This is a genomic window from Thioalkalivibrio halophilus (assembly GCF_001995255.1).
Taxonomy (GTDB): Bacteria; Pseudomonadota; Gammaproteobacteria; order Ectothiorhodospirales; family Ectothiorhodospiraceae; genus Thioalkalivibrio; species Thioalkalivibrio halophilus.
Genome location: NZ_MUZR01000016.1, coordinates 45920 through 60147 on the forward strand (window position 1 = coordinate 45920; position 14228 = coordinate 60147).

Sequence of the window (14228 nt, forward strand, 5' to 3'; positions counted from 1 at the left end):
CCGCATCATGGCCGATGCCGAAACCGCCGCCCAGAGCCGGGCCCCGACCCTCGCCGACCGGGGCATTCTGGTGACCCGGCCCGCCGCTCAGGCGGAACCGTTCTGTGAGGCGCTGGAGAGTGAAGGGGCCCGGGTGATCCGCTTCCCGGTGCTGGAGATCCTCGCACCCAGCGATCCCACCAATCTGCGCGCGGTGCTGGACGAGCTGGATCAGTTCGATATTGCGGTGTTCATCAGCCCCAACGCCGTTCAGCGCGTGATGAACCTGGCGCTGGCGGATCGTGAGTGGCCCGCCGGGACCGCCATCGCCGCAATCGGCAACCGGACGGCCCAGGAATTGCGCAGTTTCGGCCACGCGCCCGACATCGCCCCGCCCCGCCGCTTTGACAGCGAGGCGCTGCTGGCGGAGCCGGCGATGCAGGAGGTGGGCGGCAAGCGGGTGGTGATCTTCCGCGGGGACGGCGGGCGCGAGCTGCTGGGAGATACTCTGCGCGAACGCGGCGCCACGGTGACCTTCGCCGAGGCCTACCGGCGCGGCCGCCCGGAGGGGGACACCGGGGATCTGATGTATGCGTTCTCGCGCGGGCAGATCGACATCATCACCATTACCTCGGGCGAGGGCCTGCGCAATCTCTACGAGATGGTCGGCAAGCTGGGACGCATGTGGCTGCGCAAGACCCCGCTGGTGGTCGGCAGCGAGCGCATCGCCGAAATCGCGCAGGAGCTCGGCTTCAAGGCCGCGGTGGAGACGGCCGAAGATCCCACCGACGCGTCCATGCTGGCGGCCGCACGCCGTCTCGCGGCGCGCCTGGACGGCAGCGACGGCTGAGACAGGGTCTGTCCCGCTCCCACGAAACCGGCAGGAGCCTGCTCGCAGGCGAACCGGGGCACGTGCCCCGGTCAGGATCCGCCCGCCGGCTCGAAGCTGTCGTAGTAGAGCTGCTCGGGGGGGAGACCCGCCGCACGGAAAGCCTCGCGGGCCGCATGCACCATGGGTGGCGGCCCCGCCATGTAGACATCGAAGCCGGACAGATCCGGATATTCGGCCAGCACCGCCTCGTGGGGCAGTCCCGCCCGCGCGGCGAAGCCCGCCGCCTCGTCCTGCGGATGATCGGACAGCACCGGGGTAAAACGGAAGTGCTCCGGTTCCGCAGCCGCCATGGCCTGCAGCCACTCGGGAGCATAGATTCCCGCCGCGTCGCGCGCGCCCCAGAACAGGTGGTGCCGCCGGTCCAGGCCCTCGTTCGCGAGGTGGTCCAGCATCCCCTTCAGCGGACCGAAACCGGTCCCCCCGCCCACGAACAGGCGCGGGCGCGGCGATTCCTCGTCCACGAAGAACTGCCCCAGCGGGCCCTCGATACGCAGCAGGGCCCTGGGCTGCATCTCTTCGAACACATGGGCCGAGAAGCGTCCGCCCTCGACGTATTTCACGTGCAGGATCAGCTGTTCGTCGTCGTGCGGAGCGTTGGCCAGGGAATAGCTGCGGCGTTCACCCCCCTTCAGCAACACGTCGAGGTACTGCCCGGCGAGGAACTGCAGGCGTTCCCGCGCGGGGAGCTGGATACGCAGTTCCATCACGTCATCGGCCAGGCGGTTGAGGGCCGCCACGCGGCACGGCAGCGTCTTGACCTCGATATCACGGGCGGCGCCGATCTCGCGCACCTCGATCTCCAGATCATCCACCGGGACCGCCTGGCAGAACAGCGCCAGGCCGTCGGCCAGCTCGGCCTCGGTAATGCCCGGTGGCAGTTTGGGACCATGATCCACCTCGCCCGACAGCACCCGACCCTTGCAGGAACCACAGGCACCGTTGCGGCACCCGTAAGGGAACGCGTATCCCTGACGCAGGCCGGCCTCGAGGACGGTCTCGTCGTCCTCGACTTCGAACTGGTGGCCGCTGGGCTGGATGGTGACGTCAAAGGCCATTGGGGAATGCTCCATGCAGGAAAGGCGTTCATTGTGGTCAGAGAACCGGGGAACGCAAGCAACCGCAAGGATTCCGGAACGACCGCCCGGATTCGCCGCGCCCCCCCGATTCGGGGGGTGCATGAAGGGTGGGTTCTGGGGCAGACTTCGCGAGACCACAATGGGCAAAGGGGAGAAAGCCATGCAAAAGAAGCAATACCTGAGCGTGCTGGCCGCAGCGGGCGTCCTGGCACTGGGTGGCTGTGCCGCGAACGAGACCCGGGATTCGGGCGGGGAGGCGCAGGCGGCGCCGGCGGTCAGTGATCCGGCGGTCACCATCGTGATGCCCGAGCGCTTCGCCTACAGCGATGATGCGGTGGTGACGCAGGCCATCCGCAATGAATGCGAGCTGGAAGAACGCTTTCCGGAGTTCGTGCAGGAGTTCGGTGCACGGCATGACATTCGCTTCGAGGAGCGCGGTGACGCGAGCCCGGCGGACGGCGGCCAGGTCCTGATGGTGGAAATCACCCAGGCGCGCAACGACGGGAATGCCTGGTCCGGGCACCGTGCCTTCAGCGAAGCCGAAGGGACACTGTACGAGGACGGTGAAGCCGTCGCGGACTTCACCTCTCGTCGCATCTCCGGTGGCGGCGCCTTCGGCGGATTCAAGGGTACCTGTTCGGTGATGGGACGCACGATCCGCGCGATGGGCTCGGATATCGCCGCATGGTCGCGGGTGCCGGAAGACGGCGCCCATCTGGGCAACTGAGCCCCCGACCAACGGAGCGGGCCCGGATGTCCCCGGTCCCGCTCCCTTTCCTGCGGAGGGGATCGGCTGGAGCCCCGGGGGGGGGCAGCCCGACAGCCGGGTCGCGGGTTCAGAGCCCCAGTTCGTCCCAGATGGCGTCCACCCGTTCCTTCACGGCCGGATCCATGCTGATGGGTCGGCCCCATTCGCGGTCGGTCTCGCCGGGCCATTTGGATGTCGCATCCATCCCCATCTTGGATCCCAGACCGGATACCGGCGAGGCAAAATCCAGATAATCTATAGGTGTATTCTCGACCAGCGTGGTATCGCGCACCGGATCCATGCGGGTGGTGATCGCCCAGATCACGTCCTTCCAGTCGCGGGTGTTCACGTCTTCGTCGACCACGATGACGAACTTGGTGTACATGAACTGCCGCAGGAAACTCCAGACCCCCATCATCACCCGCTTGGCATGGCCGGGGTACTGCTTGCGCATGGAGACCACCGCGAGGCGGTAGGAACAGCCTTCGGGAGGAAGGTAGAAATCCACGATCTCCGGGAACTGCTTCTGCAGGATCGGGACGAAGACCTCGTTGAGCGCGACCCCGAGAATGGCCGGCTCGTCGGGCGGGCGGCCGGTGTAGGTCGAGTGATAGATCGGCTGGTCGCGGTGGGTAATCCGGTCGACGGTGAAGACCGGGAATTCGTCGACCTCGTTGTAGTATCCGGTGTGATCGCCGAAGGGTCCTTCCGGCGCGTTATCGCCTGGATGGATATGGCCCTCGAGGACGAATTCCGCGGAGGCGGGCACCTGCAGATCGGAGCCGATACAGGTGGCCAGTTCGGTCCGGCGCCCGCGCAGCAGGCCGGCGAAGGCATACTCCGACAGGGTATCCGGTACCGGGGTGACCGCCCCCAGGATCGTCGCCGGATCTGCACCCAGGGTCACGGCCACCGGGAACGGCTCGCCCGGGTGAGCCCGGCACCATTCCTGATAATCCAGAGCGCCACCCCGGTGTGACAGCCAGCGCATGATCACGCGGTTGCGTCCGATGACCTGCTGGCGATAGATGCCCAGGTTCTGTCGGGTCTTCTCCGGGCCGCGGGTCACGACCAGGCCCCAGGTGATCAGGGGCCCGGCATCGCCCGGCCAGCAGGTCTGCACCGGCAGTTGGTTCAGGTCGACGTCATCACCCTCGAGCACGTGTCGCTGGCAGTCCGGACTGCGCACCTTCTTCGGCGCCATGTCGAGGACCTTGCGGAACACCGGGAGCTGCTCCCAGGCCGCCTTCAGACCCTTGGGCGGATCGGGCTGCTTGAGAAAGGCCAGCAGGCGGCCGACCTCGCGCAACGCCTCCACCGAATCCTCGCCCATGCCGAGGGCCACCCGTTCCGGCGTGCCGAACAGATTGGCCAGCACCGGGATGTCGGAACCGGTCGGGTTCTCGAACAGCAGGGCGGGACCGCCGGCACGCAGTACGCGGTCGCTGATCTCGGTCATCTCCAGATCGGGGCTGACCTCGCGCTGGATGCGGCGGAGCTCTCCCCGCTGTTCCAGGCCGTCGATGAAATCGCGCAGATCCTTGTACTGCATGGGTCCTCCCGTGACGGGTGGTGGTACCGGTGGCGGGTCAGACGGGGTCAGTCGTCGGTGAATTCCGCCCATACCGGGGCATGGTCGGAGGGGCGTTCCCAGGCGCGGGGTTCGCGGTCGATACCGGCCCCCGCCAGCCGGCTGGCGAGGGCCGCCGACGCGAGGATCAGATCGATGCGCAACCCGCGATTGCGGCGGTAGGACGCGGCTCGGTAGTCGAACCAGGAGAATTCACCTTCGGACTGATCAAACGCGCGGAACGTATCCGCCAGCCCCAGGGCCTGCAGGGACTGCAACGCTTCGCGTTCGGGTGCCGAACACAGGACCTTGCCCTCCCAGGCCTCCGGATCGTGAACGTCGCGGTCGTCCGGCGCGATATTGAAATCGCCGAGGACCACGAGCCTGTCGTGGTGCCGGGCCTCTTCTTCCAGCCAGCGCCGGACCCGCGACAGCCAGTCGAGCTTGTAGGCGTATTTTTCCGAATCCACGGCCTCGCCATTGACCACGTACAGGTTCACCACCCGCACGCCGGCGATGGTCGCGGCGAGGATGCGGCGCTGGGCGTCGTCGAGCCCGGGCGGATCGGTCACCACGTCGGTGGCCTCGGTGCGCGACAGGATGGCGACCCCGTTATAGGTTTTCTGGCCGGAATGGACCACCTGATAGCCGGCCTCGTGGATGGCGGCCACGGGGAAGGCTTCGTCGGTCAGTTTGGTCTCCTGCAGGGCGAGGATGTCGGTATGCGACGTCCCCAGCCATGACAGGACCTGGGGCAGGCGCACCTTCAGGGAATTGACGTTCCAGCTGGCGATCTTCACGCGGCCTTCTCCTCCAGTCCACTGTGGCGCAGCAGCGCATCGATCTGCGGGTCGCGGCCGCGGAACGCTCGAAAGGAATCCGCGGCAGGGCGGGATGCCCCCGCCTCGAGGATCTCGTGCAGGTAGTCGGCGCCGGCCTCGCGCGAGAACAGGCCCTCCTCCTCGAACCGGGCAAAGGCATCCGCCGAGAGCACCTCGGCCCACTTGTAGGAGTAGTAACCCGCGGCGTAGCCCCCCGCGAAGATATGGGCAAAGCCGTGGGGAAAGCGGTTATACGACGGCGGAATGAAGACCGCGACCTCCTGCCGCACCGTGTCCAGCAGGTCCTGGATCTCTGCGGGATCCGTCGGGGCCGGACGGTCGTGCAGGCGCATGTCGAACATGGAGAATTCCACCTGGCGCAGCAGCTGCAGGGCAGCATGAAAATGACGCGTGCCCTGCAGGCGTTCGTACAGGTCCTCCGGCATTGGTTCGCCGGTCTCGTGATGCCTGGCGAAGAGGTCCAGCGGTTCCCGCTCCCAGCACCAGTTTTCCATGAACTGGCTGGGCAGTTCGACCGCATCCCATTCCACACCGTTGATGCCGGCAATCTCGGGCTCGTCGACCCGCGTCAGCATGTGGTGCAGGCCGTGGCCGAATTCATGAAAGAGCGTGATCACCTCGTCGTGGGTGAACAGCGCGGGCTGGTCATCCACCGGCGGCGTGGAATTGCAGGTCATGTAGGCGACGGGCAGCTGCAATCCGTCAGCCCGCGCATAGCGCTGGCGGCAGACATCCATCCAGGCGCCTCCGCGCTTGTTGCGGCGGGCGTAGAGATCCAGATAGAAGCCGGCGCGTTCATCGCCCTCGGGTCCGAAGATGCGGTAGAAGGTCACGTCGTCGTGCCAGGTCTCGATCGCGGGATCGGCCTCGAAGCGGACCCCGAACAGGCGTTCGACCAGACGGAACAGACCGTCAACGGCCCGGGTGGCGGGGAAATACGGTTTCAGCATCTCCTGCGAGAGTCCGAGCCGGCGCTCGCGCATCTTCTCCGCGGCCCAGGCCACATCCCAGGATTCGAGTTGCTCGAGGTCCAGTTCCTCGCGGGCGAAGCGCTCCAGCTCGGCGCGGTCGCGTTCGGCCCGGGGGCGGGCCCGGCGGGCGAGATCGGCGAGAAACTGCTCCACCTGCTCCGGCGTCTCGGCCATCTTCGTCGCCAGCGAACGATGGGCGTAACGGGGAAAACCGGTGAGTTCGGCCTTTTCCTGGCGCAGCTGCAGGATTTCGACCATGTTGGCGGAGTTGTCGTAGGCAAGTTCGTGCGGGCCGGTCTCCGAGGCTCGGGTGACGAAGGCGTGATACACGCGTTCGCGCAACGCCCGATCGTCGGCGTGAGTGAGTACGGCGTGCACGCTGGGGAAGTCGAGGGTGGCGGCCCAGGGTGCGTCCAGTTCGTGGTCACGGGCGTTCCGGGCCAGCAGGGCGCGGTCGGAATCGGACAGGCCGGCGAGTTCGCCCTCCTCGTGTAGCGGATAGGCCCAGGCCTGAGTGGCGTCCAGCACATTCTCCTCGAAGCTCGCGGTCAGCTCGGAGAGCCGCCCGTCGATCTGCCGCAGGCGGTCGCGCGCCTCGGCGGGGAGATCGACACCGCTCAGATGAAAGTCACGCAGGGCATCGTCGATGACCTTGCGCCGCTGCGGCGAAAGGCGCGGGTATTCATCGCTATCGGCCAGCGCGCGGAAAGCCTGGTACAGGCCCTGGTGCTGGGACAGCCAGGAACCGTAATCCGACAGCCTGGGCAGGCACGCATTGTAGGCCTCGCGCAGGGCCGGCGAATTCATCACCGAATTCAGATGGCTGACCGGCGACCAGGCGGTCTCCAGGCGATTTTCGAGGTGCTGGAGAGGGGCGACCAGGTTGTCCCAGGTGGGCCGGTCACCGGCGCGGGCGACGAGTTCATCGATCTCGCGGCGATTGTCGGCGAGCAACTGATCAATGGCCGGGATCACATGATCCGGCTCGATGGACCGGAACGCGGGCAGGGAATCCACGTTCAGCAACGGATTGGACACGACGGCTCCCGGGGTCGGTGTTTGGGAACAGGATTATGCCACTGTCAGGGAAACACGGATCAATGTGCACGCTCGCGCTGGTGGGACGGCTCCAGGGGGGCGTAGGGACCACGGACGGTCAGGCGCGCGATCAGTACGCCCGAAGGGGTTCGGCACAGCGAGCGATAGGCGCCAAGGGCCGCATTGTAACGACGAATGGCATCCGTGATGGCTACATCCAGGGCCTCGATGCGACGGACGCCGGAGTGATCGCGGGTGGATTCATCGAATTCCTCGGCGAGCAGGTCCCAGTTCTTGCGCAGGTCTCGCTCGGCCGCCGCAAGTTGCGGTGGATTGCCGTGGCGGCGTGCGGATTCATGTGCTTCCAGGGCGGTGTCCAGGCCGGCGCGGCGGGCCGGCGGGACCGCGAGTTCGGTCAGAGCCCGCGGCAAAAGCGCATTACGCTGGCACACCAGGACATCGAACTGTTCCCAGGCGCGGGTGACCTGGCGGTGACAGTGGGCGAGACGGGCCGCCGTCCGCCCCAGCCAGACGAGGCCGGTCACGGCGACAAGGGCCAGCAGCAGAGCGAGCACGGGCGACGCGCGCGGCTCAGATGTCGACGTTTTCGGCGCTCAGCGCTCGGGTCTCGATGAAGTCGCGACGCGGTTCGACCTGGTCGCCCATCAGGGTGGTGAAGATCTCGTCCGCGCGAATCGCGTCCTCCACGCGGACCTGCAGGAGGCGACGGGATTCGGGATCCATGGTCGTCTCCCACAGCTGCTCGGCGTTCATTTCCCCGAGGCCCTTGTACCGCTGGACGGACAGCCCACGCCGGCCTTCGGCCAGCAGCCACTCCATGGCTTCGGAAAAACGGACGATTTCATGACGCCGCTCGCCGCGCTGAATGTAGGCGCCTTCGTCCAGCAGGCTCTGCAGGCGTTCGGACAGATCGAGTATCGCCTGGAAATCGCGCGAGGCCAGGGTGTCGTCGGTGAGGTGCTGCGACATCCGAGCGCCGTGCTCGAGACGATGGAGTGCGAGCCGGTCATGACCGTCGGCGTCGCGATCGGCCTCCAGTTCGTAGCGCGTGGCACCCGCCTTGTCACTCGACAGTCCGTCGAGAATCGCCTGGAACCATCGCTGAACCGCGGGTTCGGTCACCGAGCGCGGACGCGGCATGGGTGGCGCTTCCAGCATGCCCCACAGGACGCGGGGGTCATACAGACGTCCCAGACGCCCGACCGCCGCGGCGGCCGCCTGGTAGGCGCGGATCAGGTCCTCGAATGCTTCTCCGGTGATCGCGGGGGCCTCGGCGGCGGGGTGCAGCGCTGCCCCGTCCAGGGCCAGGGAGTGGATGATCTGCTGCATCTCCTGTTCGTCGCGGATGTACTGCTCGCGCTTGCCGCGCTTGATCTTGTAGAGCGGCGGCTGGGCGATATAGACGTGGCCGCGCTCGATCAGCTCCGGCATCTGCCGGAAGAAGAAGGTCAGCAGAAGGGTGCGGATGTGCGAGCCGTCGACATCCGCGTCGGTCATGATGATGATGCGGTGATAGCGCAGCTTGTCGGGGTCGTATTCGTCCTTGCCGATTCCGCAGCCCAGGGCGGTGATCAGCGTACCGACCTCGGCAGAGCCAAGCATACGGTCAAAACGCGCGCGTTCCACGTTGAGGATCTTGCCCTTGAGCGGAAGGATCGCCTGGAAATGGCGGTCGCGGCCCTGCTTGGCCGAACCGCCGGCCGAGTCCCCCTCCACCAGGTAGAGTTCCGAGCGGGACGGGTCCTTTTCCTGGCAGTCGGCCAGCTTGCCGGGCAGGCCGGCAACGTCCAGTGCGCCCTTGCGACGGGTGACTTCGCGTGCCTTGCGCGCGGCCTCGCGGGCGCGGGCGGCGTCCAGCACCTTGTCGGTGATCGCCTTGGCCTCGGGCGGATTTTCCAGCAGGAAGGCGCCCAGCGCATCGGAGAGCACCGAATCGACGATCGGCTTCACCTCGGAGGAGACCAGCTTGTCCTTGGTCTGGGACGAGAATTTCGGGTCGGGGACCTTCACCGACAGGACCGCCGTCAGACCCTCCCGCATGTCATCGCCGGCCGTGGCGACCTTCGCCTTTTTGCTCAGGCCCTCGCGCTCGAGATACTGGTTGATCGTGCGGGTGAGCGCGGCGCGAAAACCGGCCATGTGGCTGCCGCCATCGCGCTGCGGAATGTTGTTGGTGTAGCAGAAGATATTCTCCTGATACGAATCATTCCACTGCAGGGCGATCTCCACTGCGTAGTCGTCCCGCATCTGGTCGGCGTAGATGACCGTGGGATGCAGGGCGGTCTTTTTCTGGTTCAGGTGCTCGACAAAGGCACGGATACCGCCTTCGAACACGAAGGTCTCTTCGCGGTTGTCGCGCAGGTCTCGGAGCGTGATGCGCACCCCCGAGTTGAGGAACGAAAGCTCGCGCAGGCGTTTGGCGAGGATCTCGTAATGGAACTCGACGTCGGAGAAGATTTCGCTGCTGGGCCGGAACCAGATGCGGGTACCGTGCCGTTCGGTCGCCCCCGCCACGGTCAGATCGGTCTCCGGTACGCCGAGGTGGTAGATCTGTTCGTGCCGCTGGCCATCGCGATGGATCTCCAGGCGAAGCTCTTCCGACAGGGCGTTGACGACCGACACGCCTACCCCGTGGAGGCCACCCGAGACCTTGTAGGAATTGTTGTCGAACTTCCCGCCGGCGTGCAGGACGGTGAGGATGACTTCGGCCGCGGACTTGCCTTCTTCCTCGTGGACATCCGTGGGGATGCCACGGCCGTTGTCGGCAACGCTGATGGCGTTGTCCTCGTGGATCACGACCTCGATGCTGTCACAGTGTCCGGCCAGGGCCTCGTCGATGGAGTTGTCCACCACCTCGAAGACCATGTGGTGCAGACCGGTGCCGTCATCGGTATCGCCGATGTACATCCCCGGACGCTTGCGCACCGCGTCCAGGCCCTTGAGGACACGGATCTGGCTGGAATCATAGGCGGCGGGATCGGCGGGGATTTCGTGGTCGGCCATGGATGCGCTTCCGGCAGGTGACAATCCCGTCATTGTACCGCAAAGCCGGCCGAGTCTGGCGGTCGGCGGGTCGGGGGGTGAAAGGAGGAGGGATGTTCCACGTGGAACATCAGTCGGGCGGAGTCACCTGCCCGTGTTCCACGTGAAACATCCGGGGCTCCCGAACCCGGTCCCCGACCGCGCCGTGATCCACTGCGGTCAGCAGGACCTGCCAGCCCAGAGTATCCAAGCCGCCGAGCAGCCCGGCCGTCACCCCTCGATCCAGTTCCGACAGAACGTCGTCAAGCAACAGCAGCGGCGAGCGACCCGTACGCGCCTCCAGCATCAGACCCTGCCCCACCACCAGCGCCGTTACCAGCCGTTTCTGTTCCCCTCGCGATCCCTCCGTCGCGTCCCTCCCCGCCAGTTTCAGCACCAGATCGGCACGCTGCGGCCCGACCTGCGCAAACCCGCGTTCCGCATCCGAGCTCCGACTGCGATCAACCGCCTCCGCCAGCGAGCGACGCTGCTCCCATCCCGGCCGAAGCCGAAGATCCAGACCTTCAAGGTCCTCCTTGAAACCCAGCTTCCCCGCGGCCTCCAGCGTCCGAGCCCGCCATTCTCCGACATACTCTTCGCGCGCCCGGGTCACCCGTTCGCCCGCCCCCACCAGTGGCCCCTCGAATTCACGGGCCGCGCTCCCCTGTCCCTGCCGCAACGCCGCGTTTCGCTGCTCGTGGGCCCGCCGCCAGCGCTGCCATGCCTCGCGGTAGCCGGCAATTCCGTGAAAACAGCCCCAGTCCAGCAGCCGTCGCCGTTCCTCCGGCCCTTCCCGTACCAGGTCGAAACTGCCCGCGTGCAGCACCCGCGAGGGCAGCCATTCCGCCACGCGCGCATGCCCCCGAAGCCACTCTCCGTCCAGACGCGAGCGCCGGCTCCCCTGCCATTCCACACCGAGCCGGTGGCGCGTCCCGCTCACCGGGTCCAGCACCGTTCCTCCCACGCCGAGGTAATGTTCCCCCTCACGTACCACCCGGCGGAGTTGCTGCGTACGAAACGACCGGCCGACCGACAACAAATGACAGGCCTCCAGTACCGATGTCTTGCCAGCACCGTTGGCCCCGGCGAACACGTTGAATCCGCCGCTCAGCTTCAGCCGGGTCGCCTCCAGGTTGCGCACGCCCTGGATACGCAGTTCTTCCAGCACCCCGGAGTCCGCAGCTACAGACGCATCGGCATGACCACGTAGCGCGCGCCGCCAGGCGGTTCCGCCTGGATCAGGATCGAGGAGTTACCGTCCCGAAGCCCGATCCGCACTGAATCCGTTTCGATCACGTTCAGTACGTCCTGCAGGTACCCGAGGTTAAAGCCGATCTCCATTTCCGGCCCGTCATAGGATGCTTCCACCGCCTCCTGCGCTTCCTCGCGATCGGCGTTATGGGTCATCACCTGGCAGCCCGCCGGTCCCAGGACCATCCGCACCCCCCGGTACTTGTCACTCGCGACGATGGACACACGTGCCAGCGCCCTTTTGAGGACTTCCCGTTCCACCACCAGGGTCGCCGGAAGATCCGCGGGGATCACCCGTTCGTAATCCGGAAACCGCCCTTCAATGACCTTGGACCGCAGAATCGCCGATCCCAGCTCGAACACCATCTGATCCTCGGCGAACCCGATACGCACCGCCTGGTCATCGTCGGTGAGGTTGCGCTTCAGTTCGGCCACCGCCTTGCGTGGCACGATCCGTTCGATGCGGTTATCCACCGCCTGATCGAGCTCGATCTCGGCCAGAGCGAGACGGTGGCCATCGGTCGCGACAGCGCGCAGGGTGTGTCCGGTGGCCACGAGCAGCAACCCCTGGAGGTAGTAACGCACATCCTGCTGCGCCATGGAGAACATGGTCGCCTCCAGCAACCGCCGCAACCGGTTCTGCGGCACATCCACGGCGGCCACGATTCCGCCGGCCTCCCAGTCGGGGAAATCCGCACCCGGCAGGGTAGCGAGCGAAAACCGTGAACCGCCAAAACCGACACTCATGCGTTCCGCATCCAGGCTCGCCCGGATCTCGCTCTCGCCGGGTGCGGCCTTTACCACATCCAGCAGCTTGCGCACGGACACGGTGGTGTCGCATTCCGCCGGAATGTTGCCGGCTGCATGTGCACTCCAGGCCAGTTCCAGGTCCGTAGTCTCCAGCCGCATGCCCCCGGTATCGTCCGGCCGCACGCGGACGTTCCCGAGGATCGGCATGGTCAGCCTTTTCTCGGCCGCCCCCACGATCCGCTGCAGGGCCTCGGTCATCGCTTCCCGGTTGAATGAGAGTTCCATGGCTTGTCCTGTTGTAAGAGCTTTCTAAATGAATACTTGTAGTAATAACTGACGCGTCAGCCTGTGGAAAAAAGACCGTTTTACATTTCAAAACAGCAATTTATGACTATAAATCTTTCCCGTCAGCCCTTGGGGATAGCTGTGCGTGGCCTGTGGACAGATTTCGCCTCCTCACTCACCCACGGTTTTTGCACCGCCACAGGGACAGCTTGTCCACCGTTTTATCCACAGCCCCGGGCGGGCGTTCTCCCATCCGCCGTTCAACTGCTCAGCGTGCGGAGCAGGTTGGAATAGTCCTCGTCGAGGCTCGCGTCCGACTCGCGCAGTTCCGCGATCTTGCGGCAGGCATGCATGACCGTCGTGTGATCGCGCCCGCCAAAGGCCTGACCGATCTCCGGCAGGCTGTGCTGGGTCAGCTCCTTGGCCAGAGCCATCGCTACCTGACGTGGCCGCGCGATCGAGCGGCTGCGGCGCGTGGACAGCAGATCCGCGACCTTGATCCGGTAATAATCGGCCACCGTCTTCTGGATGTTCTCCAGCGTAATCAGCTTGTTCTGCACCGCCAGCAGGTCGCGCAGCGCCTCCTTGGCGAAGTCCACCGTGATCGGCTTGCCGGTGAAGTGGGCGTTTGCCAGGACCCGGCGCAGCGAACCTTCCAGTTCGCGGATGTTCGAGCGGATTCGCTTGCCCATGAAGAAGGCCACCTCGCTGGGCAGTTCGATCCCCGCCTGTTCCGCCTTGCGCTGCAGGATGGCGACACGGGTCTCCAGTTCCGGCGGTTCGATCGCGATGGTCAGTCCCCAGCCGAACCGGGACTTCAGGCGTTCCTCCAGCCCCTCGACTTCCTTGGGGTAACGGTCGGAGGTCAGGATGATCTGCTGCTGGCCTTCCAGGAGCGCGTTGAAGGTGTGGAAGAATTCCTCCTGCGAGCGTTCCTTTCCGGCAAAGAACTGGATGTCATCGATCAGCAGCGCATCCGCACTCCGGTAGTGCTGTTTGAAGTCGTCGATCGCGTTGTGCTGCAGCGCCTTGATCATGTCCGCCACGAAGCGCTCGGAATGGAGATAGATGATCCGGCCTTCCGGCTGACGCGCCAGGATGCTGTTGCCGATCGCATGCATCAGATGGGTCTTGCCCAGGCCGACACCGCCGTAAATGAACAGCGGGTTGTAGCCCACCCCGGGGTTTTCGGCTACCTGCAGACTGGCGGCCTTGGCCAGCTGGTTGGACTTCCCCTCGACGAAGGTCTCGAAAGTGAACGCCGGATTCAGGTTGCTGACCGGTCCGGATGCGCGAGGCGGCGTGCCGGCCCCTTCGGCCGGCCGTGTCCCGGTGGCGCCCGCCCCGTCGCCTGCCGCTGCCGGCGCCGGTTCCTCGCCGCCGATCCCGAGACGGACGGCCGGTGTCTCACCCCCGGAACCGGCGCCGGCAGCGGCAGGCGACGGGGCGGGCGCCACCGGGACACGGCCGGCCGAAGGGGCCGGCNNGCGGTCCAGGCAGGCCCTCCAAAGGCTGTCGGAAGCCACGCGATATTCTCCGATGAGGGATACGAAACAGGCGTGCAGTCTACGCCCGCCGCGCCCGGTCACGCCAGCCGCATCCCCCGGGGATGATTGACTTGTGGCGCTACACGGGGTAGGTTCACCGGCCTTTCATCCAGTCATTCCGGAATCATCATGAAGCGCACCTTCCAGCCCAGCCGTCTCGTCCGCGCGCGAACCCACGGATTCCGTGCCCGCATGGCCACCCGTGGCGGTCGCAAGGTCATCAATGCCCGTCGGGCC

At 66.0% G+C, this 14228-nt stretch carries 11 protein-coding genes and 1 pseudogene; 3 read left to right on the top strand and 9 right to left on the bottom strand.

Features of this window, described 5'->3' with window-relative positions; genetic code table 11:
- The first annotated feature begins 7 nt into the window (after positions 1-7).
- The gene (locus B1A74_RS05825) at positions 8-829 is read left to right on the top strand and encodes a uroporphyrinogen-III synthase (protein ID WP_024328636.1); all 822 of its coding nucleotides are present in this window, start codon (positions 8-10) and stop codon (positions 827-829) included.
- A gap of 71 nt (positions 830-900) precedes the next feature.
- Here the strand turns inward: B1A74_RS05825 and B1A74_RS05830 are convergent, their stop codons facing one another.
- A complete protein-coding gene (locus tag B1A74_RS05830) occupies positions 901-1926 on the bottom strand; it encodes a CDP-6-deoxy-delta-3,4-glucoseen reductase (RefSeq protein WP_077244054.1) in 1026 nt (341 codons plus the stop codon).
- A gap of 181 nt (positions 1927-2107) precedes the next feature.
- Between B1A74_RS05830 and B1A74_RS05835 the strand changes: the two genes are divergently transcribed.
- Entirely contained in the window at positions 2108-2674 is a 567-nt protein-coding gene (locus tag B1A74_RS05835; RefSeq protein WP_018947262.1) for a hypothetical protein, read from the top strand.
- A gap of 109 nt (positions 2675-2783) precedes the next feature.
- On the opposite strand, the gene ubiD is transcribed toward B1A74_RS05835, so the two are convergent.
- The 8 genes and pseudogenes from ubiD to dnaA all read right to left on the bottom strand — a co-directional run.
- Positions 2784-4247, bottom strand: coding sequence for a 4-hydroxy-3-polyprenylbenzoate decarboxylase (gene ubiD, locus B1A74_RS05840; protein ID WP_018947261.1), 1464 nt, complete (start codon positions 4245-4247; stop codon positions 2784-2786).
- 47 nt (positions 4248-4294) lie between these two features.
- Complete coding sequence (xth, locus tag B1A74_RS05845) at positions 4295-5065, bottom strand: exodeoxyribonuclease III (RefSeq protein ID WP_077244055.1); 771 nt, start codon at positions 5063-5065, stop codon at positions 4295-4297.
- Positions 5062-7116: a M3 family metallopeptidase gene (locus tag B1A74_RS05850; RefSeq protein WP_077244056.1), complete on the bottom strand. Its 2055-nt coding sequence runs from the start codon at positions 7114-7116 to the stop codon at positions 5062-5064. Before B1A74_RS05850 ends, xth begins: the two co-directional genes overlap by 4 nt.
- A 59-nt stretch (positions 7117-7175) precedes the next feature.
- A complete protein-coding gene (locus tag B1A74_RS05855; protein WP_018947258.1) occupies positions 7176-7691 on the bottom strand; it encodes a hypothetical protein in 516 nt (171 codons plus the stop codon).
- Positions 7692-7707: 16 nt separating this feature from the next.
- Positions 7708-10140: a DNA topoisomerase (ATP-hydrolyzing) subunit B gene (gene gyrB, locus B1A74_RS05860; protein ID WP_077244057.1), complete on the bottom strand. Its 2433-nt coding sequence runs from the start codon at positions 10138-10140 to the stop codon at positions 7708-7710.
- A 109-nt stretch (positions 10141-10249) separates the two neighbouring features.
- Entirely contained in the window at positions 10250-11326 is a 1077-nt protein-coding gene (gene recF / locus B1A74_RS05865) for a DNA replication/repair protein RecF (RefSeq protein WP_077244058.1), read from the bottom strand.
- Positions 11327-11340: 14 nt separating this feature from the next.
- Positions 11341-12444, bottom strand: a complete 1104-nt coding sequence (gene dnaN, locus B1A74_RS05870) for a DNA polymerase III subunit beta (RefSeq protein ID WP_077244059.1) — start codon at positions 12442-12444, stop codon at positions 11341-11343.
- 260 nt (positions 12445-12704) lie between these two features.
- Positions 12705-13841 (bottom strand): annotated as a pseudogene (gene dnaA, locus B1A74_RS05875) (chromosomal replication initiator protein DnaA); the annotation flags it as partial.
- Between the two features lie 279 nt (positions 13842-14120).
- Here dnaA and rpmH point away from each other — a divergent pair.
- Positions 14121-14228 (top strand): 50S ribosomal protein L34 (gene rpmH, locus B1A74_RS05880; RefSeq protein WP_077244062.1); only part of this gene is annotated, 108 nt, incomplete at its 3' end.

What these genes read in the sequence shown, in the direction of transcription:
- B1A74_RS05835 (WP_018947262.1), top strand. Translation starts at nt 2,108, where the DNA reads ATGCAAAAGAAGCAATACCTGAGCGTGCTGGCCGCAGCGGGCGTCCTG.
- B1A74_RS05830 (WP_077244054.1), bottom strand. Translation starts at nt 1,926, where the DNA reads ATGGCCTTTGACGTCACCATCCAGCCCAGCGGCCACCAGTTCGAAGTC.
- dnaN (WP_077244059.1), bottom strand. Translation starts at nt 12,444, where the DNA reads ATGGAACTCTCATTCAACCGGGAAGCGATGACCGAGGCCCTGCAGCGG.
- ubiD (WP_018947261.1), bottom strand. Translation starts at nt 4,247, where the DNA reads ATGCAGTACAAGGATCTGCGCGATTTCATCGACGGCCTGGAACAGCGG.
- gyrB (WP_077244057.1), bottom strand. Translation starts at nt 10,140, where the DNA reads ATGGCCGACCACGAAATCCCCGCCGATCCCGCCGCCTATGATTCCAGC.
- B1A74_RS05825 (WP_024328636.1), top strand. Translation starts at nt 8, where the DNA reads ATGGCCGATGCCGAAACCGCCGCCCAGAGCCGGGCCCCGACCCTCGCC.